This window comes from Pseudomonas sp. NPDC088368, from assembly GCF_044753445.1.
Lineage (GTDB): Bacteria > Pseudomonadota > Gammaproteobacteria > Pseudomonadales > Pseudomonadaceae > Aquipseudomonas > Aquipseudomonas bambusae.
Genome location: NZ_JBIVNG010000002.1, coordinates 213,778 through 238,822 on the forward strand (window position 1 = coordinate 213,778; position 25,045 = coordinate 238,822).

Here is a 25,045-nt window from a genome sequence, read left to right on the forward strand (position 1 = left end):
AGGAAGGTGCAGCGCCTGTGCCGACGATTCGCGAATGAATTCGCTCCCACAGAAAAAACGCAATTCTGCCGGCAGATGGCCGTAGCCCATACATTCTGACTTTTATGATTTGCACCACCGGAGACCCCACCATGCCCAGCTCAATCACCCCCATCAAAACCCCGCACCACAGCGTGATCATCGTCGGCGGCGGGCAGGCCGGTCTGTCGGCCAGCTACTACCTGCAACAGCAGGGCGTCGATCATCTGGTGCTGGAAAAACACAGCCTGACCCACACCTGGCGCCACCAGCGCTGGGACGCGTTCAGTCTGGTCACGCCCAACTGGCAATGCGCGCTGCCGGGGTATCGCTACAGCGAAGAGCACGGCGGCACGGACCCCCACGGTTTCATGAAAAAGGACGAGATCAACGCCTACCTGGCGGGTTTCGTCAAAGCGGTTAACGCCCCGGTGCGCGAAGGCGTGACGGTCAAGCGCGTGGCACCTCGTGCTTCTGGCGGGTTCGACGTGCACACGTCCCAAGGCGACTTCACCGCCGATCAAGTGATCTGCGCCTCGGGCGGCTATCACACGCCGATCATCCCGCGCCTGGCCGAGCGCCTGCCTTCGAGCATCACCCAGATTCACTCCGAGCAATACCGCAACCCGCAAGCGCTGCCCGAGGGTAACGTGCTGGTGGTCGGCTCCGGGCAGTCCGGCGCGCAGATCGCCGAAGACCTCCATCTGGCCGGGCGCAACGTCTATCTGGCGGTGGGTGATGCGCCCCGGTGCGCGCGGTTTTACCGGGGCAAGGACGTGGTCGATTGGCTCGCGGAAATGGGCTACTACCGGATTGGCGTTGATACCCATCCGCTGCGTGAAGGCGTGCGCGACAACACCAACCATTACGTCACTGGGCGCGACGGCGGGCGGGACATCGACCTGCGCAAATTTGCCCTGGAAGGCATGGAGCTGTTCGGTCGCCTCGACGGCTTGCAAGGCAAGGTGATGCAGTTCAGCGACAACCTCACGGACAGCCTGAACAGCGCCGATGCGGTGTACAACCGGATCAACGCGTCTATCGACAAGTACATTGCCGAGCAGGGGATCGACGCGCCAGCGGGTGAGCGTTACGAGCCGGTGTGGACGCCGGAACAGGAGCGCGGCGAGCTGAATCTGCTGGAGCAGGGCATCACCAGCATTATCTGGTGCATCGGCTTTACGCCGGATTTCAGCTGGGTCGATGCGCCGGTGTTCAGCGGTCGTGGTCATCCCGGCCATGTGCGCGGGGTGACGGCGCAACCAGGGCTGTATTTCCTCGGGCTGCCATGGTTGTACACCTGGGGGTCGGGACGATTCTCCGGCGTGGCGCGGGACGCGGAGTATGTGGTGGAGCATCTCGTCGGTGTGACGGCTGAAAGAACCTTCGCCAGTCGACACGCCTGACCCGAAACGGTGGAAGCGAATTCATTCGCGAAAAAAAAGCTGCCAGGCAACGCTTCTCCACCGAATCCGCTGGCCCTATGCGAATGAATTTGCTCCCACCGTTCAAAACGCGGTGCCCCTGACGGGACGCCGCTCATCAGACAACCACGCGCCTTACCCTTGACGATCATCTGTAACAGAACAATACTTCGCGCAGATTCATATAGATGACTAGATAACTACAACAGCGAAGCGCCGCCATGAACCGTCTTTCCAGTGATGTCCGCCTGCCGCTTTACCAACGTCTGCGTGATCAATTGGCTGAGCAGATCGCCAATAACCGCTGGCGTCCGGGTGAGGCCATTCCCACCGAAGCTGCCTTGTCGAGCGAGTACTGCCTGTCCACCGGCACGGTGCGCAAAGCCATCGACATGCTGGTCAACGAAAACATTCTCGAACGCCAACAGGGGCGTGGGACCTTCATTCGCCGTCCGCAGTTCCAGTCGTCACTGTTCCGTTTCTTTCGTTTCCAGAGCGTGTCCGGCGAACGTCAGGTGCCGGAGAGCCGCATTCTTTCCATCGAACCGGTCAACGCGCCTTCCGCCGTGTCCCAGGCGCTGGGGCTGCCGCTGGAGGCGCCGGTGATTCGCATGATTCGCCTGCGCCTGCTGGACGCGCAGCCCGTGCTGGCCGAGGAAATCTGGCTGCCGCAAGTGCAATTCCAGACCCTGCTCGACACCGATCTCAGCCGCCATGGCCCGCTGCTTTATCCCATCTACGAAGAGCTGTGCGGGCAGGTGGTCGCCTACGCCGAAGAAACCCTGACCGCCGAGGCCATCGGCGACGTCCATGCCCGACTGTTGCAGGTGCCAGCCGGTAGCCCGGTGGTGGTGATCGAGCGCCTGGCCCGCAACTACGCCGGACAACCCTTGGAATGGCGCCGCTCGCGGGGGCACGCCAGCCATTTTCGGTACAGCGTGGACATCAGATAACCGACGGTTTTCATGGCCCACTGCTGCACTTACTGTGGGAGCGAATTCATTCGCGAGACGCCGGTTCAGGCTACACATCTATGTCGCCTGAACCATTTTTCGCGAATGAATTCGCTCCTACAGGGGATCGGGTCCGTTGTTGAAAGATCCGACAAGCCTGCCATCGAGAGCAGGCGCCATAACCACTGCCGCGTCACACACTTATAAGGACAAGAACCATGTTCAACTGGTATCGCCAAGTCACTCCTCGGGAGCGCAAAACGTTCTGGGCCTGTTTCGGCGGATGGTCGCTGGACGCCCTTGAAGTCCAGATGTTCGGCCTGGCCATTCCTGCCCTGATCGCGGCCTTCGCCATGAGCAAGGGCGACGCCGGTCTGATCAGCGGCGTGACCCTGATCACCTCGGCGCTGGGCGGCTGGGTCGGCGGCACACTGTCGGACCGCTACGGTCGCGTGCGCACCCTGCAATGGATGATCCTCTGGTTCTCGTTCTTCACCTTCCTCTCGGCGTTCGTCACCGGCTTCAGCTCGCTGCTGGTGGTCAAGGCCCTTCAAGGTTTTGGCATCGGTGGCGAGTGGGCGGCGGGCGCGGTGCTGATGGCCGAAACCATCAACCCGAAATACCGTGGCAAGGTCATGGGCACCGTGCAGAGCGCGTGGGCCGTGGGCTGGGGCCTGGCGGTGGGCGTGTTTGCGCTGATCTACACCTTCGTCCCGGCCGACATGGCCTGGCGCGTGATGTTCCTCGTGGGCCTGCTGCCGTCGCTGTTGATCATCTGGGTGCGTCGCAACGTCGAAGAGCCGGACAGCTTCCAGCGCCTGCAAAAAGACAACGCCATCCCGCAGAATTTCTTCAAATCCCTGGCCGGCATTTTCCGCCCAGAACTGCTGCGCGTGACCCTGCTCGGCGGCTTGCTGGGCCTCGGTGCCCACGGCGGTTACCACGCGGTCATGACCTGGCTGCCGACGTTCCTGAAAACCGAGCGCAACCTGTCAGTGCTGAACTCCGGCGGCTACCTCGCGGTGATCATCGTCGCCTTCTGGTGCGGCTGCGTGGCCAGCGGTTTCCTGATCGACCGCATCGGCCGTCGCATGAACATCGTGCTGTTCGCCCTGTGCTGCGTGATCACCGTGCAGTGCTACGTGTTCCTGCCGCTGACCAACACCGAAATGCTGTTCCTCGGCTTCCCGCTGGGCTTCTTCGCGGCTGGCATTCCCGCCAGCCTCGGCGCGTTGTTCAACGAGCTGTACCCGGCGGACGTGCGCGGGGCAGGGGTGGGGTTCTGCTACAACTTCGGCCGCGTGCTGTCGTCGGTGTTTCCGTTCCTCGTCGGCCACATGAGCGAGTCGATGTCCCTGGGTTCGGCCATCGGCATCGACGCCGGTATCGCCTACGGCGTTGCTGTGATTGCGGCCCTGTGCCTGCCGGAAACCCGTGGCCGGAGCCTCGAAGCCACCGCCGCCGCTGCCCAGGGTTCGACCCCGCGCAACGAAGCGGCCAGCGCCTGACGATTCCTTTAGTGCGGTGCCCGGATTTCAACTCCCCGGCACCGCGTATTCCTTCGATAGATGAGACCCATGTCCGAGACCTTTCCCGCGTCGATTCTTGGCATCGACGGCCACGCACACGTATTCAGCAGGGAGCTGGATCTGACATCGGCACGACGCTATTCACCCGACTACGACGCCACGCTGGCCTTGTATCTTCAGAACCTGCAAAGCCATGGCCTGAGCCACGGCGTGCTGGTGCAACCGAGCTTTTTGGGCACCGACAATAGCTACCTGCTCAATGCCCTGAAGCAGGCGCCGGGCCAGTTACGGGGCGTGGTGGTGGTCGAACGCGACATCTCTCGCGCCGAGCTGAACGACATGGACCGGCTGGGCGTGGTCGGCATCCGCCTGAACCTGATGGGCAAGGCGATGCCGGACTTTTCCGAGCCGCAGTGGAAGGTGTTGTTCGGGCATGTGGCCGAGCTGGACTGGCACGTGGAGCTGCACCGCCATGTGGCGGACCTGCCGGGGCTGATTCGTGCGCTGATGCCGTTCGGGGTCAAGGTCGTCGTCGACCATTTCGGTCGTCCCGATGCGCGTTTGGGTCTGGATCAACCGGGCTTTCGCGAGATGCTGGAGTTGGGTTTGGGCGGACAGGTCTGGATGAAGGTTTCGGGCATCTATCGGCTGGAAGGCAGCGAGCAGGAAAACCTCGACTTCGCCCGCGCCGCATTGCCGCTGCTGGTGCAGAGCTTCGGCCCGCAGCGGTTGGTGTGGGGCAGCGACTGGCCGCATACCCAGCATGAAGCACAGGTCAGCTATGGCACGGTGGTCGAACAGTTGCAGGCGTTGGGGTGCTCGCCGCAGGTGATGCGCTCGCTGCTGATCGAAGCGCCACAGGTGTTGTTCGATTTTTCGGTGGTTGAAGCCTGAGGCGCTTTCATCGGCATACGGATACCCCTGTGGGAGCGAATTCATTCGCGAAAAATGGTTCAGGCAACATAAGTGCGTGGCCTGTAACACCTCTCGCGAATGAATTCGCTCCCACAGGCAGAACGCGTAGTACCGTCTCGTCGGAATGCCGCCCAGAATCAATTCGCTCCCTCAGGGTGAACGTGTTGATCCCGGATGTTTTTCAAATCCGCCAGAACAACGGTTCCCGCGCCACCTCGCGCTCCAGAAACTGCTGCATCACTTTCACCCGCGCCAGCTCGCAGGTGTCAGCGTGGGTGATGATCCAGTACGTGCGGTTGATCTTCTGGCTGGGCAAAATCTGCCTCAGCCCCGCCTCGCCACGGGCCATGAAACACGGCAGCACGCCCAATCCCACCCCCGCACGCACCGCCGCGAGTTGGCTGATCACGTTGGAAATGCGAATCCCCGGATGAATCACCGGGATCTGCCCGCGAAAATAATTCAGCTCCGGCGTCCACATCAGGTCTTCCACGTACCCCACCCACTTGTGCTGGGTCAGTTGCGCGACTGAGTCGATGGCGTCATGCCGCGCCAGGTACGACGGTGCGCCATAAATCCCCAATTCGTAATCCACCAGCTTGCGGGCATGCACCCGGCCGTGATCCGGGCGCGCCATGGCAATCGACAAATCCGCCTCGCGTTTCGACAGGCTGAAGTTGCGCGGGTTGGCCACCAGTTCAACTTCCAGTTGCGGATGGTCGGCCATCAGGCGCGGCAAGCGTTCCGCCAGAAACCAGGTGCCGAAACCCTCGGGCGTGCCGATGCGCACGGTCCCCGACACGCTGTGCTGCGCATCCTGCAATCGGGTTTGCAGGCGCAGGCTGATGCTTTCGATGGACTCCGCTTCCTGAATAAGCGCCTCGCCTTCCTGAGTCAGCGTGTAGCCCGTGGCGCGGCGGTCGAACAGCTTGACCCCCAGCGCCTCTTCAAGACTGGCCAGACGTCGGCTCAAGGTCGAGTGATCGAGGTTCAGGCGTTGCGCGGCGACCGTCAGACGGCCTGTGCGGGCAATCGCCAGGAAGGTTTGCAAGTCGTTCCAGTTGAAAGCGTCCATGTGGTTTTTTGCACATCCGGTCGTGGGAAAAGGCTCATTCATCCGCAGAAATACTAATGCTAGATTCGAATCTCCACAAACGGTGACGAGGACGACACCCACCCCGGACACCGTTTACGTAGCGGTCCATAACAACAAAAGAGGACGTACCCCTCATGATGCTGATTGATCAACTGCAACAACGTCAGGCCGACGGCAAGCCGGTTCGTGTCGGTCTCATCGGCGCAGGCAAATTCGGTTCGATGTACCTTTCACAGGCCCGCCGCACGCCGGGCATTCACCTGATCGGCATCGCTGATCTGTCGCCTGAACGCGCCCGCAACGCCTTGGCGCGGGTGGGCTGGAGCCCCGAGCAATACGCCGCGCGCTCCTTCGACGACGCTGTGCGCAACCAAACCACCTACATTCAGGACGACGCCCAGGCGCTGATTTCCAATGGCCAGGTCGATGTGATCATCGACGCCACGGGCAGCCCGGCGGCAGGGATTCGTCACGCCTTGCTCTGCTGCGAACACCGCAAACACATCATCATGGTCAACGTCGAAGCCGACGTGCTGGCCGGTCCATTGCTGGCGCAGAAGGCGGCCGAGGCCGGGATCGTCTATACCATGGCCTACGGCGATCAACCGGCGTTGATCGTCGAGCTGGTGGACTGGGCCCGGACCTCGGGTTTCGAAGTGGTCTGCGCGGGCAAGGGCACCAAATACCTGCCGGCTTATCACACTTCGACCCCCGACACCGTCTGGGGCTATTACGGCTTTACCGAAGAGCAGGTCGGCTCCGGCGATTTCAACGCACAGATGTTCAACTCGTTTCTCGACGGCACCAAATCGGCGCTGGAAATGGCCGCAGTGTCCAATGCCACCGGCCTGACCCCGGCGGCCACGGGCCTGGCGTTTCCGCCCTGTGGAGTGGACGACTTGCCGACGCTGCTGCGCCCACGGGACATCGGCGGGATTCTTTCTCACTCAGGGACGGTCGAGGTGATTTCCTCGCTGGAGCGCGACGAGCGCCCGGTGTACCGCGACCTGCGCTGGGGCGTGTACGTGACGTTCAAGGGGCACAGCGATTACGTGCGCGACTGCTTCTCGCAATACGGCGTGCGCACGGACCCGACCGGCGAGTACGCCTCGCTCTACCGGCCGTACCACATGATCGGTCTGGAGCTGGGCATTTCCGTGGCCCAGGCCGCGCTGCTGGGCCGTGCGACGGGGGCCACCAACGGCTTCCGTGGCGATGTGGTGGCGACGGCCAAACGCGACCTGCAAGCGGGCGAAAAACTGGACGGCGAGGGCGGGCATCGGGTGTACGGCAAGCTCATGCCAGCGGTGGACTCCCTGGCCATGGGCGGCCTGCCGATCGGTCTCGCCCACGGCGTGGTGCTGAACCGTCCGGTGGCAGCGGGCCAACCGGTGCGCTGGAGTGACGTCACGGCGGACCTGTCGATTCAGGCGGTGCGGGTGCGCAAGGAAATGGAGGAAATCTTTCAAGCGACGTTGCGGTAACCGAGGGCGCACTGCATTCAGGCCCGCGTCGGCTGTCAGGCACTCTGTCTGGCCGTCGGCGCACGTGGTCTTCCAACAATAAAAAGATCTTCAGAAAGAAGAGGAATGTATGTCGAATATCACCGAAGCCGTCGTCGCCGAGACGACCAGCCAGACGACTGCGCAGGCCGCAAGCAAGGTCGATGTGTATCGCAAGATCGCCTGGCGGATCATGCCGTTCATTATCTTCTGTTACCTCACCGCGTACCTCGACCGGGTCAACGTTGGTTTCGCCAAACTGCAGATGATGCAGGACCTGCAATTCAGTGACGCCATCTACGGCTTCGGCGCCGGGGTGTTCTTCATCGGCTACTTTTTCTTCGAAGTGCCGAGCAACCTGATCCTGCACCGGGTCGGCGCACGCATCTGGATCGCGCGGATCATGATCACCTGGTCGATCATCTCCGCCGCCATGCTCTTCGTGCAGACGCCGATGCATTTCTACATCGCACGTTTCCTGCTCGGCGTGGCCGAAGCCGGGTTTTCGCCAGGCATCATGCTGTACCTGACCTACTGGTTTCCGTCGAAGAAACGTGGCCTTTCGCTCGGGCTGTATTACATCGCCATCCCGCTGGCCGGGGTCATTGGCGGGCCGATTTCCGGGATCATCATGGCGACGCTGAAAGACTCGACGGTCATGGCTAACTGGCAATGGTTGTTCCTGCTCGAAGCCATTCCGTCGTTCATCGCCGGTATTGCCGTGCTGTTCCTGATGGTCGATAAACCCGCCAAGGCCAAATGGCTGACCGACGCGCAGAAGCAGGAAATACAGAGTGACCTGGCGCGGGAAGACGCGGTGAAAACCGAACACGCCAGCGTGCGCAGCTTCATGGGCGACCGCAACATCTGGAAGCTCACGGCGGTGTATTTCTGCCAGATCATCGGGCTGTACGGCATCAGCTTCTGGCTGCCGTCGCTGATCAAGCAATCCGGGATTCAGGATGTGGCGTATGTGGGCTGGATTTCAGCGATCCCGTACCTGGTGGCGCTGCCCGCGATCATCATTTCCGGCATGACGGCCGACCGCACCGCCAAGCGCCGCCAGCATTTCTCAGGGGCGTTGTTGATCGGTGCCCTGGGGTTCATCGTCTGTCCGTTGGTGGGCGCCAACCCGGTGCTGGTGGTGCTGGCGCTGTGCGTCGCGACCGCCGGGGTGCTGTCCGCGCTGTCATTGTTCTGGGGCATTCCATCCGCGTTTCTTGCCGGGGTCTCGGCTGCGGCGGCGATTGCCGGGATCAACTGCATGGGCAACCTGGCCGGGTTCGTGTCGCCGTATATGGTGGGGTGGCTGAACACCGCAACCGGGCACACCGACACCGGGCTGTATGCGGTGGCGGCGTTTCTGACCTTGGGCGCGCTGCTGGTCTGGCAAGTGCCCAAGGCGTTGGCGGATCGGTAATTTGAACACCACACAACCCTGTAGCAGTCCGGCTTGCCGGCGGTGGCGATTTCAAGGACGCCACCGCCTACAACGTCCGGTACGCGCAGGATCTCTACTGTGGGAGCGAATTCATTCGCGAAGTGGCCGGTACATCCGCAGTATCTCTATCGCCTGAAATCTTTCGCGAATGAATTCGCTCCCACAGGTTTTGTGGTACGCCGAGATTACGTGACCGACATCAATCCCCCTGTAGCAGTCCGGCTTGCCGGCGGTGGCGTCCTTGAAATCGCTACCGCCGGCAAGCCGTGCTGTTACAGTCAGATTGCGATTTGGCTGCTGTAACGTCGATGAGCCGCTCTCACTCTGATTTCCACCCTCCACCCAACGCCACCGCCAACCCGACACTGGCCTGCAACCGGCTGGTGTCCACTTCCTGCAACCGCCGCTGCGCCTGCAAGGCGGTGGTTTGCGCGGTGACCACGTCCAGATAATTCACCGCCCCCGCCTCATAACTGCTGGTCGCGATCTGTTCGGCGCTGTGGGCGGCGTCGACGGCGGCTTGCTGGTCTTGGGACTCCTGCTGCAAATCGCGCAATTGGCCCAAGTTATCTTCCACTTCGCGCACCGCCTTGAGCACCTGGCTGTGGTACTGCGCGGCGGCTTCGTCGAACTCGGCCCTGGCCTGACGCTCGTTGGCGTTGCGGCGTCCGCCGTCGAAGATCGGCAGGTTCACCAGCGGCCCCAGTGCCCAATAACGATTGGCGGCGGCGAGCAGATTGCCGCTGCCCTGGGTCTGCCCGCCGAGCAGGCCAGTCAAGCTGAAATCCGGGTACCACGCGGCTTTGGCGACGCCGATGTTGGCGTTGGCCGCGAACACCCGACGCTCTGCGGCCGCCACGTCAGGCCGTTGCTGCAACAGGCTGCCGGGCAAGGCGTGAGGAATGTCCGGCTGTTTCAATGATTTGGCGTCATGCACGAGGGCGAAGTCGCTCGGAAGGACGCCCACCAGCTCGGCGATGGCGTGTTCGCTCAAATCACTTTGCGCTTTGACATCGTCCAGTTGCGCCTGGGCTTCGGCCAACTGGCTCTGGGCGCGGGTGAGGTCGAGTTCCGAGGCGATTTTGCCTTCATAACGGTCGCGGGTCAGTTGCAGGGCCTGGGTGTAATCGTCCAGCGACGCCTTGAGAATTCGGCTCTGCGCGTCCAGTCCGCGCGCTTGCACGTAAAGGGTGGCGAGTTGCTTTTGCAGGCTGAGACGGGCGACGGCCAGGTCGTCCGCCGAGGCTTGGGCCTGTGCGTCACCGGCCGCCACCTGATTGCGAATCTTGCCCCACAGGTCCGGGTCGAAACTCAGGCTGAACCCGGCCGTGTCGCTGTTATAGACCGAGGGCTGGGTGTCGCCACGCAAGGGTCTGCGATCCGACTGGCGCTGACGCAACGGCGCGACACTGGCGTTGATCTGCGGGAACAGTCCGGCGTGCAGCTGACTCGCGAAGGCCACCGAGGCGTCGTAGTGGGCGAGGGCGGCCGCCAGGTCCGGGTTGGCGGTGAGCAGTTGCTGTTGCAGGTCGTCGAGCTGTTTGTCACCGAAGACCTGCCACCACTGGGCCTGCAATTCATCGGCAGGCTGCGCCGGATGCCAGGGGCCTGCGTCCTCCTTGTAATGCTCAGGCAGCGGCACCGCTGGCGCGTGGTAGGTCGGCGCCAGCGAGCAGCCTTGTAAGGTCAGCGTTCCTGCGATGGCCAGGGCGAGCGCCAGTCCCTTAAGCCTTGGGCGCATGGGCACCTCCCGCGTCCGCGAGTTGCACCGGGTCGTTTTCACGGAGGGCGTCGGGCGGGTTGTCGATGACCTTGTCGGAGGCTTGCAAGCCTTGGTCGATCACCAGCCGATCCCCAAGGTCCATCGCAATGTGAATGTCGCGCAGGTGCACATGACCGGCCACGTCCATCGTCGCGACCTGCGTGCCTTTGGCGCGGAAAATCAGCGCGCTGGCCGGGATGCTCATCCCATGGCTGCCTGCGGCAATGGGCAGGGTCGCGTCGGCGTAATCACCCGGCAGCAGCGCGCCATCGGGGTTGTCGGCCACGAACTGGGCCAGCAACGTGCCGGAGCGCGGATCGACGGCAGTGGAGTCGCCGAGCAGGGTCGCCTTGTAGGTTTGCGCGGGATGTTCGGGAACGCTGAGCTGCACCTGCATGCCGGGATGGATGACGCTGGCGTAGTTCTGCGGAATCGGCACATAGAGGCGCAGTCGATGGGTGTCGGCCATGCTGAACAACGGCGTGCCGCCGCCATCGTCGGCCTTGATCAACTGGCCGATGTCGGTGTTGCGCGCGGTGATCGTGCCGCTGAACGGCGCCCGAATCGTCTTGTACGCGGCCAGGTCCGTGAGGCGCTGGTAGTCCGCTTCGGCCGCCTGCACATCGGCCTTCGCAGCGGTGGCGGCGGAGACTTTCTCGTCCACTTCCTGTTGCGACACCGAATGGGTGGCAAGCAAGTGTTGCCAGCGCTCGGCGGTGGTCTGGGCGATGCGCGCCTGGGCCTGTTGCTGGGCGAGGTGCGCGTGGGTTTGCGCCAGTTGTTGATCCAGCTCGGGGCTGTCGATGTGCGCGAGCACCTGACCAGCCTGGACTTGGGTGCCGATGTCGGCGGCCCAGTCTTTCAGGTAGCCGCTGACCCGCGCGTTGATCGACGCCTTGCTCCAGGCGTCGAGGCGTGCGGGCAACTGCAGCGTGTCACCCTGGGCGTTTTGCGAAGGCGAGACCACCGTGACCACTGGCACCGACTGGCTTTCGGTCCAGTCCGCGACGGCGTGATCGTGGCGGGTGCGGGCGGCCAGGCCATTGGCGACCAAAAGTGCCGCCAGGGTCAGGCCGCCGATGCCGGTGAGCATCAGGCGTTTGCGCGAAGGGGCGTGTTCAGACGACATGGGGTGTTTCTCCATCGGTAGCGCTGGCGGGGGTAATAGCAGAGGTGGGTTTCGAGTGACGGTGTACGAGGCTGAACACCACGGGTACGAACAGCAGGGTGGCGGTGGTGGCGAGGATCAACCCGCCAATGACGGCGCGGCCCAGCGGTGCGTTCTGCTCCTGAGAAATGGCCAGCGGCAGCATGCCGATGATCATTGCCAAGGCCGTCATGCACACCGGGCGGAAGCGGGTGTACCCGCCTTCCAGCGCGGCGAGCAGGGCGTCGCCGTGTTCCGCCAGCCGCTCGCGGCAGAAACTCACCACCAGAATCGAGTTGGCCGTCGCCACGCCCATGCACAAAATCGCCCCGGTCAGCGCCGGCACCGACAGCGAGGTGCCGCTAAGGAAGAGCATCCAGACGATCCCGGCCAGTGCCGCTGGCAATGCCGTGATGATCACGAAGGGGTCGATCCACGACTGGAAATTGATCACGATCAGCAGGTAGATCAGCACTACCGCACCGAGCAGGCCGAAACTCAAGCCGCTGAAGGCTTCGTGCAGCGCGTCGATCTGGCCGTGCAGACTGACCACCGCACCTTTGGGCCGCAGGTGCGCCATGTCATCGATAACCTTTTGCACGTCCTTGGCCACACCGCCGAGATCACGGCCCTGCACGTTGGCGAACAGGTCCAGCGTCGGCTGAATGTTGTAGTGGGTGACCACGGCGGGGCTGTCCACGCGTTTGATCGTCGCCAGGCCGCCGAGGATCTGTGATTGCCCGTCGTTGCCTGTGATCGGCAGGGCTTCCAGCGTCGGCAGGCTGTCCAGCCGGTATTGCGGAGTCGCGGCGACCACGGAATAGGACACGCCGTTTTTCGGGTTCAGCCAGTAGGTCGGCGCCACCTGGGAGGTGCCGGCCAATGAGGCGCCGAGGCTGGTGGTCACGTCTTTTTCGGTGATGCCCAGTTGCTTGGCCCGCAGCCGGTTGACATCCACTTGCAGCGACGGATAGCCCGTGGACTGCTGGATGCGCAGGTCAGCGATGCCGGGAATGTGTTGCAGGCGACGTTGCAGTTCCAGCGCGTAATCACGGTTGGCGTCGCCGTTGGGCCCGGAAATTTTCAGGTCCAGCGGGGCCGGGTTACCGAAGTTGAGAATCTGGCTGCTAATGTCGGCGGGCAGGAAGGCGAACTGGCTGCCGGGAAAACTCTGGGGCAGGGCTTCGCGCAGGCGTTTGACGTAGTCGGCAGTGGGCGCGTGGCCTTCTTTCAGGGTGACCTGAATGTCGCCGTCCTGCGGACCGATAGTGCCGCTGCTGCTGTAGGCCATGTCGATGCCGCTGAGCGGGATGCCGATGTTGTCGATCACCGTGTCCAGCTCATCGCCGGGAATGATCTCGCGGATGCGCTGCTCGATGCGGTCGAAGTCGGCGGCGCTTTCCTCGATCCGAGTGCCCAGCGGCAGGCGTACGTGCATCGACAACGCACCTGCGTCAGTGGCCGGGAAGAAGTCTTCCCCCAGGCTTGGCAACAACGCAAAGCTTGCGAGCACGCACGCCAGAAAGCCCAGCAGAAAGGCCTTGCGCCGCTTCAGCGCCAGCCCCAACAGCCCGTGATAGACGTCGCGAATCGCCGAGAAACGCTTTTCGAAACCCTGCTGAAAACTCAGCGCGCCGCGCAGGATCATGTTGCGCTGACGCCCGTGCTGATCGCCCTCGTGGTGATTGATGAAGGCGTCTTCCGGGTGATGACCGGGACCGGATTCCAACACGTGGGGCTTGAGCAGAAACATCGCGAGGGTCGGCACCAGTGTGCGCGACAGGAGAAAGGAGCTGCCCATGGCGAAGATTACCGCCAGCGCCATCGGCCGGAACAGGTAACCGGCGATGCCCTGCAGCATGAACATCGGCACGAACACGATGCAGATGCACAGCAGCGAGACGAACGCCGGGCCGACGATCTGCTTCGCGCCGTCCATGATCGCGTCCTTCACCGCCTTGCCTTGTTCGAGGTGCCAGTTGATGTTTTCGATGGTCACCGTGGCGTCGTCCACCAGAATCCCCACCGCCAGCGCCAGCCCGCCGAGGGTCATGACGTTGAGGGTTTGCCCGGTCACCGAGAGCAGGGCGATGGCCGACAGCACGGCCAGTGGAATGGACGCGGCGATGATCACTGTTGAACGCCAGCTGCCGAGAAACAGCAGGATCATCACGCTGGTCAGCAGGGCGGCGATGATGCCTTCCCGCGCCACGCTGCCCACCGATTCCTTGACGAACACCGAGGCATCACCGAGCAGCGAGGTTTTCAACTCGGGCGGCAGGGTTTCGTTGATCAGCGGCAGCATGTTGCGGATGTCGTCGACGATCGACAGGGTCGAGATATTGCCGTTCTTCAACGCGGGCATCAGCACCGCACGACGGCCATCGACCCGGACGATGTTGGTCTGCGGCGGTGAGCCGTCCCGCACGTGAGCGACCTGGCCAATGGTGATCAGCGCGCCGTCGACGGTCTTGATCGGCAGGTCGTTGAGCTCGTTGATCGCCTGCGGACTGTTGTTCAACAGGACCGTGTATTCGTCGGTGCCCATCTTCGCCGTGCCCACCGGAATGATCTGGTTGCCAGCGGCCAGCGCGTTGCCGACGTCCTGCGCCGACAGGCCCTTGGCAGCTAATGCCTGCGGGTCGAGGTCGAGGGTGATCTGCCGTTGCTTGCCGCCCATGGGCGTTGGCATGGCGAGGCCGGGCACGGCGCTGAGGGGCAGGCGAATGCTGTTTTGCACGAGGTCGCGAATCCGCGCTTCCGACAGGGTCGGCGGGCTGGAAAAGGCCATTTGCAGGATCGGCACCGTCGAGGCGCTGTAGTTGAGGATCAGCGGCGGCGTGATCCCGGCGGGCATCTGTTTCAGCACGGTTTGTGACACCGCCGTCACCTGGGCGTTGGCGGTGCGGATGTCCACGCCAGGCTGGAAGAAAATCTTGACGATGCCCATACCGGGCAAGGATTGCGATTCGATGTGCTCGATGTCGTTGACCGTGGTGCTGAGCGAGCGCTCGTAGGTGTAGATCACCCGGCCCGCCATGGCGTCCGGCGACAGCCCGGCGTACTGCCAGACCACCGCCACCACCGGAATGCCGATGTCGGGGAACACGTCCGTGGGCGTCTTGACCGCCGCCATCGGCCCGACAATACAGATGAAAATCGCCAACACGATAAACGTGTAGGGCTTGAGCAATGCAGTCCTGACCAGCCCGAGCATGCCTGAAACCTCCTATTCGAATGGGCGGAGTCTTGGGGCCGGGACCTAACAGGCAGCTTTCGCCCAGATGAACAAATCGTTAGTCCCGCGCACAAGGAGCTTTCATGGGGGATTCATTTGTGGTTCATCCGGGCGGCGCGCAGCCTTGAATCGTTGAAATTCACCCTGCACCACAGGGACTTCTTCTTTCCAATGAGGGTTGTGTCATGAACGCCAAATCACTGTTGCTCGTGCCCATGCTGGGGCTGGTGGTTGTCCTGTCTGCGTGTGCGGGTCCTATGCCGAAAGCCGATCCCACCGAGGCGTGGATAGGGTTGCAGGAAGAGCCTTCCGGGGTCTTGATGGCCGAGGACCTGGACGGGAAGCGCCTGAACGATGGCCGTTATTTCGATGTGAAGCCGGGGGCACATAAGCTGGACGTGGATTTGATCGTCGAGGGCAATGGCGACGACGGGCAGATGAATTGCGAAGCGGGGATCAGCTTCAACCAGTTCAAGGCGGGCGAGCATTACAAACTGGTGGAGTCGAGCCTGGGCGAGGAATACCGGGTGAAGCTTGAGGATTCCCAAGGGCACCAGATCGGGCGTAGCCGGGACTTTACGTGCATGCCGGGGTGATGTGAACGACATCATCCCGGTGTAGCACGCCGGCGCACCGGGCTTTTCCTGTGGGAGCGAATTCATTCGCGAACGGGTGGGTACATCCGCAGTATCTCCATCGCCTGAACATCTTTCGCGAATGAATTCGCTCCTACAGGTTTTGCGTCACGACACGATTACGCGATCGACATCAACCCCCTGTAGCCGTCCGGACCTCCACTGTGGGAGCGAATTCATTCGCGAAAGGGCCGGTCCATCCGCAGTATCTCTATAGCCTGAACGCTAGGCCTCCTGCTATCCCATATCCGTGAATGCTCGGCAGCGCATCCTGTTTCTGCGTGTTGCGTCGGATAGGCAGGGTCCGCAGACCTACCAATACTGCGTGCCAATCAAGTGGGTCGACTCATTGAAAGGACGTAGGGGAATATGGATTCAGCCGAACAACAGATTGCGGATGAGGCGGTGGTATTTGCCAAGGCGAACAGGCGGGAGATTGCGAGAAGGCTGACGAGCCTTTCATTTTTCCCACCCGATGATTTTCCCGTGTCCATTTTCATGGCCGGGTCGCCGGGTGCGGGTAAAACAGAGGCGTCGCTGGAGTTTCTCGCTCGATTTGAAACCCCTACGGTGCGGATTGATCCAGACCTTCTCAGAAGCGAAATTCCGTCTTATACCGGGGGCAATTCTTACCTGTTTCAGCGCGCGATTTCCGTGCTGGTGGACAAAGTCCATGACCAGGTGCTTAAGCAGAATCAGTCCTTTTTGTTGGATGGCACATCGGCGAATTTTGACGTCGTCGCGCGCAACATTCGCAGATCCTTGCGCAAACAACGTTTCGTGCTGATTTTGTACGTTTACCAAGATCCTGAACCGGCTTGGAAGTTTGTGGCGGCAAGGGAGCAGGTGGAAGGTCGGAACATTCCTCCGCATGAGTTCATCAGGCAGTACTTCAGCGCTCGAGAGGTCGTTAACCGACTCAAAACTGAGTTCGGGCATGCTGTGACCGTGGATGTCCTCATCAAGAATGAGAACGGGACCACGCGAATGTACCGAGAGAACATCCAGCGAATTGACGATCATATCCCTGAAAAATATGATCAGACTTCGCTGGCAAGGATGCTTAACGCTAATGAGGGAAAAAAATGAGTTCGCCGGAAAAAACAGAAACACCTTTCAAACGCACGCTTTCAGACTTCGTCCGCAACGCCACTTCCGAAGAGAAAGAGCGCGTCTACCAAGAAGTCATGAAGAAAGCCTGGGAGCGTCAGGACCGGATCATCGAGAAGGCCCGCAACCTGTAACCTGAATCCCGCCCGCCAAAGCCGCCCCTCAAGGCGGCTTTGTCGTTTCAGCCCAGCGCCATCACCTGCCGACACTCCAGCACCAGGCTCGCGCCGCCGGAGGGGCTGTTGCCGATGCGCAGTTTGAAGCCGTGGAGGTTGACGATGGCGGCGACGATGGAGAGGCCGAGGCCGAAGCCGCTGTGGTTGTTGCCGGTTTCGCTGCGGTAGAAGCGTTTGAACACGGCTTCGCGTTCGGCGTCGGGGATGCCGGGGCCGGTGTCCTGGACTTCGATGAAGGTGGTGTCGCCTTCGGCCCGGGCGATTATCAGCACCTGGCCACCGGCCGGGGTAAATTTGATCGAGTTGCTGAGCAGGTTCGATAACGCCTCGAACAACAGCGCCCGGTCGCCCACCAGCGGCGGCAGATTTTCCGCGACTTTCAGGTGCAGTGAGACGCGACCTTCTTCGGCCAGCGGCAGGTAGAAGTCGAACAGCTCATGCAACAACGGCACCGGGTCGAGTTGGCCGAAGGCGGAGCGGCGTTGGTGGTCTTCCAGCTCGGAAATGCGCAGCAAACCCCGGAAACGGGCCATCAGGGTGTCCGCATCTGCAATCACTTGCGCCATCTGCTCGCCCTGGGGCGAGTGTTCCGGGGATTGCTGTTGAATGCGGTACAGCTGCGCCCGCAGCCGAGTCAGCGGGGTGCGCAGGTCGTGGGCGATGTTGTCGCAGACGCCTTTGACCTCGTTCATCAGCCGCTCGATGCGGTCGAGCATGGCATTGACGATGTCGGCGAGCATGTCGATTTCGTCCCGACGGTCCGAGACCGGCAGGCGCTTGGTCAGGTCGCCGATGACGATGGCTTCGGCGCTGGCCTGAATCGCGCCGATACGCCGCAAGGGTCGACGGCGCAGCAGGTGCCAGCCCAGGGCGCCAGGGATGATCGTCAGCGAGACGCCCCAGAGCAACGCACGCAGGATAAGCGTGGCCACGGCGAACAGCGAACCATTGTCCCGGACCAGCACCAGCCAGCGGTTGTCCATCGTGTGAATGGCCACGGCATCGCAACTGGCGCGCGGCAGGTTCGGGTCGTCGGAGTCGATGCAGGTGTCCAGTTCCTGGATTTCACCGGTCAGCTTCAGGCCCTCTGGAATCTCGCGGATCGGCCCGGCGATGGGCTGGAGGTCCTTGTCGAACAGGCCATAGGCGTCGACGGTGCGGATGTCGAAGCGCTCGCTGGTGTGCAGCGCGTCGTCCAGTTGGGCGCCTTCGAAGCGCGAGAACAGTTGCTGGCGCTGCATCAGCGAGTGGCGGGCGAGGTTGTTCAGGTAACTTGTGACTTCCCAGTACAGCACCCCCATAAGGATGCTGCTCCAGGCCACGAACAGAAAACTGTAAAGCGCCAGTAGCCGGCTGCTGGAGGAGCGCCAGCCCTTAGACGGGTTCGGCAATGACATAACCTGAGCCTCGAACGGTACGTATCAGCGGCGTCAGGGTAGGGGGATCGATTTTCTTGCGCAAGCGACCAATATGCACATCAATGAGGTTGGTGCCGGGGTCGAAGTGATAACCCCAGACTTCCTCGAAGATCATCATGCGGGTGATGATCTGTCCGTTGTTGCGCATCAGGAATTCCAGCAGCTTGTATTCGGTGGGCAGCAGGTTCAGCGGCTGCCCGGCGCGGCTGGCTTCGCGGGTGATCAGGTTCAGCTCCAGATCGCCGACCTTGAGCATGGTTTCGGCCTGGGTGACGGGGTTGCTGCGGCGCAGCAGGACCTCGACCCGAGCGGCCATTTCGTCGGAAGCGAAAGGTTTGGACAGGTAATCGTCGCCCCCGGCGCGCAGGCCACGGACGCGTTCATCGACGTCGGACAAGGCGCTAATCATCAGGATCGGCGTGGCAATGCCGAGGGCGCGCATGGTGGTGACAATCGCCAGACCGTCCACCTCGGGCAGCATGCGGTCGAGGGTAATGAGGTCGTAATCGCCGCTGACGGCGCGCACCAACCCTTCACGGCCATTGTCGACCCAATCCACCTGGAGGCCATGGCTGCTTAACTCGGCGACGATTTCCCTGGCGGTGACGGCATCGTCTTCGATTGTCAGAATTCGGGTCATTGGAGTGCCTGAACCACGTTGCGACTGGAGACTTGCATTTTGCCTTTAAACGTAGCCGGTATTTCTTAAAAATTATTTAAGTACGAACTGCGGCCTTTATTTCGCAAACGATCTATGACCTGTGGGTGCGAACTCACTCGCGATACGTCGGTGCGGGCAACACATCTCTATCGACTGTACCTACGTATCGCGAATGAATTCGCTCCCACAGATGACTTATTCCGCCTTGGGGTCGCGGTTGCCCTCGCGCTTTTTATCCGAACGCTGTTCTTTCTTCGGCGTCCCGCTCTCACTTCGAATCTGGGCATGGCTGATCAGCGCGAAGATAAAGCTCCCGCCGATGATATTCCCCGCGAGGGTCGGCCCGGCGAACACCAGCCAGAACTCTTTCCACGACAATTCCCCGGCGAACACCAGGTACGAGACCTCCGCCGAGCCGACCACGATGTGGGTGAAATCCCCCAGCGCCATCAGGTAGGTGATCATCAGGATGATCCACATCTTGGCGTTTTCCATGGACGGGATCATCCAGACCATGGTGGCGATCATCCAGCCGGAGACGATGCCCTTGGCGAACATCTGCGTGGTGCCGTTTTCCATCACCTTGCGGCCGATGTCCAGAAAGGCGGCGTCGGTCTTGGTGTCGAAAATCGGCAGTTCCAGCATCACGTATGCCACAAGCAGCGTGCCGCACAAGTTGCCCACCAGCACCACGCTCCAGAGCCGCAGGAGACGGCCGAAATTGTTCAGCGTCGGCTTGCTCATCACCGGCAGCACGGCAGTCAGGGTGTTTTCAGTGAACAGTTGCTGGCGAGCGAGGATCACCGCGAGAAAGCCTGCGCTGTAGCCAACGCTGGCGATCACCTTAAAGGCTTCGCCGTCCGGCAGTCGCGAGTTGAGCAGCCCCATGGCCATCAGCGACAGGCCCATGGTCAGGCCCGCCGCCAATGCCGACCAGAACAGCGCGGCGACGTTGCGCTCCAGCTCCTGGTCGCCCTGCATGCGGATCGTCTCGTGCAGCACGGCGGCGCGGGGTGGCTGGTTCTCGTCGATGTCGCGTTCTTCCTCGGGGGTAAGGCCGGGGGTTTTGCCGTCTTGTTCAGTGTCCATGCTGCTTCTCTTGGGTAGTCTGGCGGTTTGCTGAGGGAGACGGTCAGTTTTTTTCGGTGTACCTGCTGCGCCGTGCTGTTGGTTGAGACACAATCCGCTCCCCGTCGTTCGCCCCTGCGCGGCGGCCTTTTCATTGATTCGGGAGACCCCACCGTGACCCTTCATATTCGAGACGCCACCCGCGCCGATGCCGCCGTGATTCTGGGCTTCATCACCGAGCTTGCGATCTACGAAAAAGCCGAGCACGAGGTCAAGGCCAGCGTCGCTGACATCGAGCGCAGCCTGTTTGACGAGCCGTCACCGGCCAAGGCGCTGATCTGCCTGCTGGATGACCAGCCCATCGGTTTTGCGGTGTACTTCCTCAGCTACTCGACGTGGCAGGGCCGCAAGGGGCTGTACCTGGAAGACCTGTTCGTGTCTGCCAGCCAACGCGGGATTGGCGCGGGCAAGCAACTGTTGCGGCATCTGGCGAAGATCGCCCATGACATCGGATGCGGTCGTTTCGAATGGAGCGTGCTGGACTGGAACCAGCCCGCGATCGATTTTTATAAATCGATTGGCGCCGAGCCGCAGGACGAGTGGGTGCGGTATCGGATGGAAGGGGAAGGGTTGAAGCGGTTTGCGTTGGGTAACGAGTAGGCTGGCACGGTGGATGGTTTGTAGGCGCGAATTCATTCTGGGCGGCATTCCGACGAGAGTCCGGTACATCCGACGTAGATGTAGCGCCTGCCAAGTCTTTTCGCGAATGAATTCGCTCCCACAGGGGTTTGATATCGCCACGAAATGTGCGGTCTGACGCAGGTTTAACTGCGGGATCGTCAGCGCACGCCAGGCCTCAGTCTGGCGCAAAGGCGACGGGTATCCGGTTCAGCCAGTCAGATCAGCACTGTCGATCCGCACCACACCCGCCGCCGTCAGGTCCTGCCACGCCTTTTCCAGCGACCCGCCGAGGTCGATCGCCTTGCACGCGTCAGCGATCACCCACGTATTGAACCCCGCCGTCCGCGCATCCACCGCCGACCACGCCACGCAGAAGTCCAGCGCCAGGCCGACCACGAACACGCTGTCGACCCCTCGCTCCTTCAAATACCCGGCCAGCCCGGTCTGGGTCGTGCGATCCGCCTCGACGAACGCCGAATAACTGTCGATCCCGGCGTTGCAGCCTTTGCGCAGGATCAACTGCGCATGGGGAATGTCGAGGTCGGCGTGCAGTTCGGCGCCGCGCGTGGCCTGAACGCAATGATCCGGCCATAGCGTTTGCGGTCCGTAAGGCAGGTTGATGCTGTCGAACGGCGCGCGCCCGGCATGGCTCGACGCGAACGAAATGTGCCCGGCCGGGTGCCAGTCTTGCGTGATCACCACGTTGCGAAATTGCGCGCCCAGGCGGTTGATCAGCGGCACCAGTTGATCACCCTCGGCCACTGCGAGCGCGCCACCGGGCATGAAGTCGTACTGCATGTCGATGACCAACAGCGCGGCACGAGGGTCTGAAGGCGTCCGGGAGAGGGCGGCGGCCATCAGCCAAACACCCGAATCGGCGAACCCGCGTGCCAGGCCTGAATGTCCTCGATCATCTGGCTGAAGAACATCCGGTAGTTGTTCTCCGTGACATAGCCGACGTGAGGCGTCGCCAGCAGGTTCGGCAGGCTGCGGAACGGGTGATCGGCGGGCAGCGGCTCGATGCTGTACACGTCCAGCGCCGCCCCGGCGATTTTCTTCTGCTTGAGCACGTCGACCAGCGCGTCTTCATCGACAATCGGCCCGCGTGCAGTGTTGACCAGATACGCCGTGGGCTTCATGCGGCTCAGCGAATCGGCGTCCACCAACCCCCGGCTGCGATCACTGAGCACCAGGTTGACCGAGATGATGTCGGACTGCTCGAACAGCGCGTCTTTGCTGACGTAGGTGACGCCATGCTCGGCGGCCCGTTCGGCGGTGAGGTTTTCGCTCCAGGCAATGACCTTCATGTCGAAGGCCAGCGCGTAGCGGGCGATCTTCTGGCCAATGCTGCCGAGGCCGACAATCCCCAGGGTTTTGCCATACAGGTCGCTGCCAAGGCCGATCTGCCAGTTGCCCGCGCGCAGGGAATTGGCCTCGTCGACGATGTTGCGGGTGACACCCATGATCAGCGCCCAGGTCAGCTCGGGGGCGGCGTATTTGTAGCTCTCGGTGCCAACCACCGTGATGCCCAGCCGCGCGGCGGCCTTGAGGTCCAGCGCCGCGTTGCGCATGCCGCCGGTGACCAGCAACTTGAGGTTGGGCAACTGGCTGAGCAGGGCATCGTCGAAAATCGTGCGTTCGCGCATCACGCAAATCACGTTGAAGTCATTGAGGCGGGCGACCATGGTCGCGGTGTCGGCGGGGAAGTCGTGGAGGAAGCTGACCTCGCCAATCGGGTTGAGTACGGTCCAGTCCACCACATTCTGGGCAACGGACTGCCAGTCATCGAGCACGGCAATTCTCAGCGCGGAACCCTGAGTCATTTCGGTTAAGCCTCGTTCAAGAGCACATTGGATTTGTGGAGGCCAACATACGCCTGCCCAACCGTCAGTGGAACCCCATCGCCGCTCTGCGCCGGGTGTTGTTGACCTTGCCCCATACGTTGGAATGCATACCTGTAGGAGCGAATTCATTCGCGAGGCGGCCTTTCAGACCCCGAAAATCGGCCAGCTGTACCGACGTCTCGCGAATGAATTCGCTCCTACAGGGGGATTGGTGTCGATTCTGGGATCAGTTGAACAACCCCGCCGCGATGTTGATCGAAAACCCCAATATCGACGTGTTGAACAGAAACCCGATCAACGACTGCGCCAGCACCACCTTGCGCAAATTTCGGGTCGCCACGCCCACGTCCGAGGTCTGCACCGCCACACTGATGGTGAACGAGAAGTACAGGAAGTCCCAGTAATCCGGATTCTGCTCACCGTCGGCAAACCGCAACGCCGCGTCGTCGCCGTTCCAGGTGTAAAACATTCGCGCGTAATGCAGGCTGAAAATCACCCCGATCAACAGCCACGAACCGACGATGGTGAACCCGGTAAACGCGTAATGCAGCGCCTTGTCGCTGGAAGACATGTCCTTGATGCCGGCCAGTTCCAGCACGATGGCGGCCAGGCTGGCAATCGCCGCCACGCAGACCATCACCAGCACCCAGCCCGCGTTTTCATCCTCGACTTCGGCGATGCGTCGCACCGCTTCGGCGTTGGATTTAAACGTGCGGATCATGATCAGCAGCATGTACACCCAACCGGCGACGTTCCAGGCGATAAGGCATTTACTGGTAACCGTGATGGCAGGGGCGATGAAGGCGGCAACGATGCCCGCGACAACACCGAACGCGATGGCGATGGTCAGGCGAGGGTGGGTCTGGGTCAGATGGGACATGGACGGCTTCACGGCAGTGAGATGCTGGAACCTTAGCACGCCATGAACGGTGGAGCGGATGAAGAAAAACGGCGCGCAAGGGGTTACGCGCCGGTCGCCATATGGCAGTTATCGTGGTTCTGTTTCAAGCAACCCTGCGATTGCGTTTTAACGGACCAGGCAAGGCTGCTTATTGTCGAACTTCCAGTTCGGAATCAGGAACTGCATCGCGACGCTGTCGTCCCGCGCACCGAGGCCCATGCCTTTGTACAGCTCGTGGGCCTTGGCCACCTGGTCCATGTCGATCTCGACCCCGAGGCCCGGTTTCTTCGGCACCTGCACATTGCCGCCGATGATTTGCAGCGGGGCTTTGGTCAGGCGCTGGCCGTCCTGCCAGATCCAGTGGGTGTCAATGGCGGTGATGTTGCCCGGCGCCGCTGCGGCCGCGTGGGTGAACATCGCCAGGGAAATGTCGAAGTGGTTGTTGGAATGCGAGCCCCACGTCAGGCCCCACTCGTTGCACATCTGCGCCACGCGCACCGAACCCTGCATGGTCCAGAAATGCGGGTCGGCCAGCGGGATGTCCACCGATTGCAGCTGGATCGCGTGGCCCATTTCACGCCAGTCGGTGGCGATCATGTTGGTGGCGGTGCGCAGGCCGGTGGCGCGACGGAACTCAGCCATCACTTCACGGCCTGAGTAGCCGTTCTCGGCACCGCACGGGTCTTCGGCGTAGGCCAGCACCTTGTGCTGATCACGGCACAGGCGAATGGCTTCTTTCAGCGACCAAGCGCCGTTCGGGTCGAGGGTGATGCGGGCTTTCGGGAAACGCTCGGCCAGCGCAGTGACCGCCTCGATTTCCGCGTCGCCGCTCAGTGCGCCGCCTTTGAGTTTGAAGTCTTCGAAGCCATAACGCTCGAACGCCGCTTCCGCCAGGCGTACCACGCGCTCCGGGGTCAGGGCTTCTTCGTGACGCACGCGGAACCAGTCGTTGTCGGCGTCTTCTTCAGTGCGGTAGGGCAGGTTGGTTTTCTTCTGGTCGCCGACGTAGAACAGGTAGCCGAGCATCTTTACTTCGTCACGCTGCTGGCCCTCGCCGAGCAGGGCCGCGACCGGCACTTCCAGGTGTTGACCGAGCAGGTCGAGCACGGCGGCTTCGATGCCGGTGACCGCGTGAATGGTGATGCGCAGGTCGAAGGTTTGCAGGCCGCGACCGCCCGAATCGCGCTCGGCGAAGGTGCGGCGCACGTCGTTCAAAATCTTCTGGTAGTTGCCGATGGTGCTGCCGACGACCAGGGTGCGGGCGTCTTCCAGGGTCTGACGGATCTTCTCGCCGCCGGGGATTTCACCGACGCCGGTGTGACCCGCGTTGTCTTTCAGGATCACGATGTTGCGCGTGAAATATGGACCATGGGCGCCGCTCAGGTTGAGCAGCATGTCGTCGTGGCCCGCGACCGGGATGACCTGCATGTCGGTGATGACGGGGGTGCTGCCGGAAGTCTGTGTCGTCATGGCGAAATCCTTGGTTGTACAGGGCGCCGCGAGGGCGCCGTTGAATCGGGGTTCAA

General features: G+C 61.9%; 21 protein-coding genes. 10 read left to right on the forward strand and 11 right to left on the reverse strand.

Features of this window, described 5'->3' with window-relative positions; genetic code table 11:
- The first annotated feature begins 131 nt into the window (after positions 1-131).
- The 4 genes from ACIQAL_RS04390 to ACIQAL_RS04405 all read left to right on the forward strand — a co-directional run bounded on the left by ACIQAL_RS04390 (position 132) and on the right by ACIQAL_RS04405 (position 4,818).
- A complete protein-coding gene (locus tag ACIQAL_RS04390; RefSeq protein ID WP_401142857.1) occupies positions 132-1,424 on the forward strand; it encodes an MSMEG_0569 family flavin-dependent oxidoreductase in 1,293 nt (430 codons plus the stop codon).
- A gap of 239 nt (positions 1,425-1,663) precedes the next feature.
- Positions 1,664-2,395 (forward strand): GntR family transcriptional regulator, encoded by a 732-nt coding sequence (locus tag ACIQAL_RS04395; protein ID WP_401142860.1) that lies wholly within the window; start codon positions 1,664-1,666, stop codon positions 2,393-2,395.
- A gap of 218 nt (positions 2,396-2,613) precedes the next feature.
- The gene (locus ACIQAL_RS04400; protein WP_166596817.1) at positions 2,614-3,903 is read left to right on the forward strand and encodes an MFS transporter; all 1,290 of its coding nucleotides are present in this window, start codon (positions 2,614-2,616) and stop codon (positions 3,901-3,903) included.
- A 69-nt stretch (positions 3,904-3,972) separates the two neighbouring features.
- Entirely contained in the window at positions 3,973-4,818 is an 846-nt protein-coding gene (locus ACIQAL_RS04405) for an amidohydrolase family protein (protein WP_401142863.1), read from the forward strand.
- 202 nt (positions 4,819-5,020) lie between these two features.
- Here ACIQAL_RS04405 and ACIQAL_RS04410 read toward each other — a convergent pair whose 3' ends face one another.
- Complete coding sequence (locus ACIQAL_RS04410) at positions 5,021-5,914, reverse strand: LysR family transcriptional regulator (RefSeq protein WP_401142865.1); 894 nt, start codon at positions 5,912-5,914, stop codon at positions 5,021-5,023.
- Between the two features lie 155 nt (positions 5,915-6,069).
- Here ACIQAL_RS04410 and ACIQAL_RS04415 point away from each other — a divergent pair, with 155 nt between their 5' ends.
- Positions 6,070-7,419, forward strand: coding sequence for an NAD(P)H-dependent oxidoreductase (locus tag ACIQAL_RS04415; protein WP_166596820.1), 1,350 nt, complete (start codon positions 6,070-6,072; stop codon positions 7,417-7,419).
- Between the two features lie 109 nt (positions 7,420-7,528).
- Positions 7,529-8,857 (forward strand): MFS transporter, encoded by a 1,329-nt coding sequence (locus ACIQAL_RS04420; protein WP_166596821.1) that lies wholly within the window; start codon positions 7,529-7,531, stop codon positions 8,855-8,857.
- A gap of 340 nt (positions 8,858-9,197) precedes the next feature.
- On the opposite strand, the gene ACIQAL_RS04425 is transcribed toward ACIQAL_RS04420, so the two are convergent.
- Genes ACIQAL_RS04425 through ACIQAL_RS04435 form a run of 3 tightly spaced genes read right to left on the reverse strand, consistent with a single transcriptional unit; the run spans position 9,198 to position 15,004 of the window.
- Complete coding sequence (locus tag ACIQAL_RS04425) at positions 9,198-10,619, reverse strand: efflux transporter outer membrane subunit (protein WP_401142869.1); 1,422 nt, start codon at positions 10,617-10,619, stop codon at positions 9,198-9,200.
- Positions 10,603-11,769: an efflux RND transporter periplasmic adaptor subunit gene (locus tag ACIQAL_RS04430; RefSeq protein WP_401142872.1), complete on the reverse strand. Its 1,167-nt coding sequence runs from the start codon at positions 11,767-11,769 to the stop codon at positions 10,603-10,605. The genes ACIQAL_RS04425 and ACIQAL_RS04430 overlap by 17 nt, the downstream gene beginning before the upstream one ends.
- The gene (locus ACIQAL_RS04435) at positions 11,759-15,004 is read right to left on the reverse strand and encodes an efflux RND transporter permease subunit (RefSeq protein ID WP_401142876.1); all 3,246 of its coding nucleotides are present in this window, start codon (positions 15,002-15,004) and stop codon (positions 11,759-11,761) included. The genes ACIQAL_RS04430 and ACIQAL_RS04435 overlap by 11 nt, the downstream gene beginning before the upstream one ends.
- Positions 15,005-15,210: 206 nt before the next feature.
- On the opposite strand from ACIQAL_RS04435, the gene ACIQAL_RS04440 reads away from it, so the two are divergent.
- From ACIQAL_RS04440 to ACIQAL_RS04450, 3 genes are all read left to right on the forward strand, one after another.
- Positions 15,211-15,621, forward strand: a complete 411-nt coding sequence (locus tag ACIQAL_RS04440; RefSeq protein ID WP_401142878.1) for a hypothetical protein — start codon at positions 15,211-15,213, stop codon at positions 15,619-15,621.
- 408 nt (positions 15,622-16,029) lie between these two features.
- Entirely contained in the window at positions 16,030-16,749 is a 720-nt protein-coding gene (locus ACIQAL_RS04445) for a zeta toxin family protein (protein ID WP_401142881.1), read from the forward strand.
- On the forward strand, positions 16,746-16,904 hold the full coding sequence (locus ACIQAL_RS04450) for a hypothetical protein (RefSeq protein WP_401142883.1): 159 nt from the start codon (positions 16,746-16,748) through the stop codon (positions 16,902-16,904). Before ACIQAL_RS04445 ends, ACIQAL_RS04450 begins: the two co-directional genes overlap by 4 nt.
- A 47-nt stretch (positions 16,905-16,951) precedes the next feature.
- Here ACIQAL_RS04450 and ACIQAL_RS04455 read toward each other — a convergent pair whose 3' ends face one another.
- The 3 genes from ACIQAL_RS04455 to ACIQAL_RS04465 all read right to left on the reverse strand — a co-directional run bounded on the left by ACIQAL_RS04455 (position 16,952) and on the right by ACIQAL_RS04465 (position 20,114).
- Positions 16,952-18,343, reverse strand: a complete 1,392-nt coding sequence (locus tag ACIQAL_RS04455) for a sensor histidine kinase (protein WP_401142884.1) — start codon at positions 18,341-18,343, stop codon at positions 16,952-16,954.
- Positions 18,321-19,004 carry a response regulator transcription factor gene (locus tag ACIQAL_RS04460; RefSeq protein WP_401142886.1) on the reverse strand — a complete coding sequence of 228 codons (684 nt, stop codon included), beginning with the start codon at positions 19,002-19,004 and terminating at the stop codon, positions 18,321-18,323. The genes ACIQAL_RS04455 and ACIQAL_RS04460 overlap by 23 nt, the downstream gene beginning before the upstream one ends.
- 216 nt (positions 19,005-19,220) lie before the next feature.
- On the reverse strand, positions 19,221-20,114 hold the full coding sequence (locus tag ACIQAL_RS04465) for a formate/nitrite transporter family protein (RefSeq protein ID WP_401142889.1): 894 nt from the start codon (positions 20,112-20,114) through the stop codon (positions 19,221-19,223).
- Positions 20,115-20,267: 153 nt separating this feature from the next.
- On the opposite strand from ACIQAL_RS04465, the gene ACIQAL_RS04470 reads away from it, so the two are divergent.
- Complete coding sequence (locus ACIQAL_RS04470; RefSeq protein WP_401142892.1) at positions 20,268-20,753, forward strand: GNAT family N-acetyltransferase; 486 nt, start codon at positions 20,268-20,270, stop codon at positions 20,751-20,753.
- A gap of 228 nt (positions 20,754-20,981) precedes the next feature.
- Here the strand turns inward: ACIQAL_RS04470 and pncA are convergent, their stop codons facing one another.
- From pncA to gudD, 4 genes are all read right to left on the reverse strand, one after another.
- Positions 20,982-21,632: a bifunctional nicotinamidase/pyrazinamidase gene (gene pncA / locus ACIQAL_RS04475; protein ID WP_401142894.1), complete on the reverse strand. Its 651-nt coding sequence runs from the start codon at positions 21,630-21,632 to the stop codon at positions 20,982-20,984.
- Positions 21,632-22,597 (reverse strand): D-2-hydroxyacid dehydrogenase family protein, encoded by a 966-nt coding sequence (locus ACIQAL_RS04480; RefSeq protein WP_401142896.1) that lies wholly within the window; start codon positions 22,595-22,597, stop codon positions 21,632-21,634. Before ACIQAL_RS04480 ends, pncA begins: the two co-directional genes overlap by 1 nt.
- Positions 22,598-22,844: 247 nt before the next feature.
- Positions 22,845-23,498: a DUF1345 domain-containing protein gene (locus tag ACIQAL_RS04485; protein WP_401142899.1), complete on the reverse strand. Its 654-nt coding sequence runs from the start codon at positions 23,496-23,498 to the stop codon at positions 22,845-22,847.
- 147 nt (positions 23,499-23,645) lie between these two features.
- Positions 23,646-24,989, reverse strand: a complete 1,344-nt coding sequence (gene gudD / locus ACIQAL_RS04490) for a glucarate dehydratase (RefSeq protein WP_401142901.1) — start codon at positions 24,987-24,989, stop codon at positions 23,646-23,648.
- Positions 24,990-25,045 lie beyond the last annotated feature (56 nt).

Bases quoted from the DNA above. Each gene is read 5' to 3' on its own strand.
- ACIQAL_RS04390 (WP_401142857.1), top strand. From the start codon at position 132: ATGCCCAGCTCAATCACCCCCATCAAAACCCCGCACCACAGCGTGATC.
- ACIQAL_RS04395 (WP_401142860.1), top strand. From the start codon at position 1,664: ATGAACCGTCTTTCCAGTGATGTCCGCCTGCCGCTTTACCAACGTCTG.
- ACIQAL_RS04400 (WP_166596817.1), top strand. From the start codon at position 2,614: ATGTTCAACTGGTATCGCCAAGTCACTCCTCGGGAGCGCAAAACGTTC.
- ACIQAL_RS04405 (WP_401142863.1), top strand. From the start codon at position 3,973: ATGTCCGAGACCTTTCCCGCGTCGATTCTTGGCATCGACGGCCACGCA.
- ACIQAL_RS04410 (WP_401142865.1), bottom strand. From the start codon at position 5,914: ATGGACGCTTTCAACTGGAACGACTTGCAAACCTTCCTGGCGATTGCC.
- ACIQAL_RS04415 (WP_166596820.1), top strand. From the start codon at position 6,070: ATGATGCTGATTGATCAACTGCAACAACGTCAGGCCGACGGCAAGCCG.
- ACIQAL_RS04420 (WP_166596821.1), top strand. From the start codon at position 7,529: ATGTCGAATATCACCGAAGCCGTCGTCGCCGAGACGACCAGCCAGACG.
- ACIQAL_RS04425 (WP_401142869.1), bottom strand. From the start codon at position 10,619: ATGCGCCCAAGGCTTAAGGGACTGGCGCTCGCCCTGGCCATCGCAGGA.
- ACIQAL_RS04430 (WP_401142872.1), bottom strand. From the start codon at position 11,769: ATGTCGTCTGAACACGCCCCTTCGCGCAAACGCCTGATGCTCACCGGC.
- ACIQAL_RS04435 (WP_401142876.1), bottom strand. From the start codon at position 15,004: ATGCTCGGGCTGGTCAGGACTGCATTGCTCAAGCCCTACACGTTTATC.
- ACIQAL_RS04440 (WP_401142878.1), top strand. From the start codon at position 15,211: ATGAACGCCAAATCACTGTTGCTCGTGCCCATGCTGGGGCTGGTGGTT.
- ACIQAL_RS04445 (WP_401142881.1), top strand. From the start codon at position 16,030: ATGGATTCAGCCGAACAACAGATTGCGGATGAGGCGGTGGTATTTGCC.
- ACIQAL_RS04450 (WP_401142883.1), top strand. From the start codon at position 16,746: ATGAGTTCGCCGGAAAAAACAGAAACACCTTTCAAACGCACGCTTTCA.
- ACIQAL_RS04455 (WP_401142884.1), bottom strand. From the start codon at position 18,343: ATGTCATTGCCGAACCCGTCTAAGGGCTGGCGCTCCTCCAGCAGCCGG.
- ACIQAL_RS04460 (WP_401142886.1), bottom strand. From the start codon at position 19,004: ATGACCCGAATTCTGACAATCGAAGACGATGCCGTCACCGCCAGGGAA.
- ACIQAL_RS04465 (WP_401142889.1), bottom strand. From the start codon at position 20,114: ATGGACACTGAACAAGACGGCAAAACCCCCGGCCTTACCCCCGAGGAA.
- pncA (WP_401142894.1), bottom strand. From the start codon at position 21,632: ATGGCCGCCGCCCTCTCCCGGACGCCTTCAGACCCTCGTGCCGCGCTG.
- ACIQAL_RS04480 (WP_401142896.1), bottom strand. From the start codon at position 22,597: ATGACTCAGGGTTCCGCGCTGAGAATTGCCGTGCTCGATGACTGGCAG.
- ACIQAL_RS04485 (WP_401142899.1), bottom strand. From the start codon at position 23,498: ATGTCCCATCTGACCCAGACCCACCCTCGCCTGACCATCGCCATCGCG.
- gudD (WP_401142901.1), bottom strand. From the start codon at position 24,989: ATGACGACACAGACTTCCGGCAGCACCCCCGTCATCACCGACATGCAG.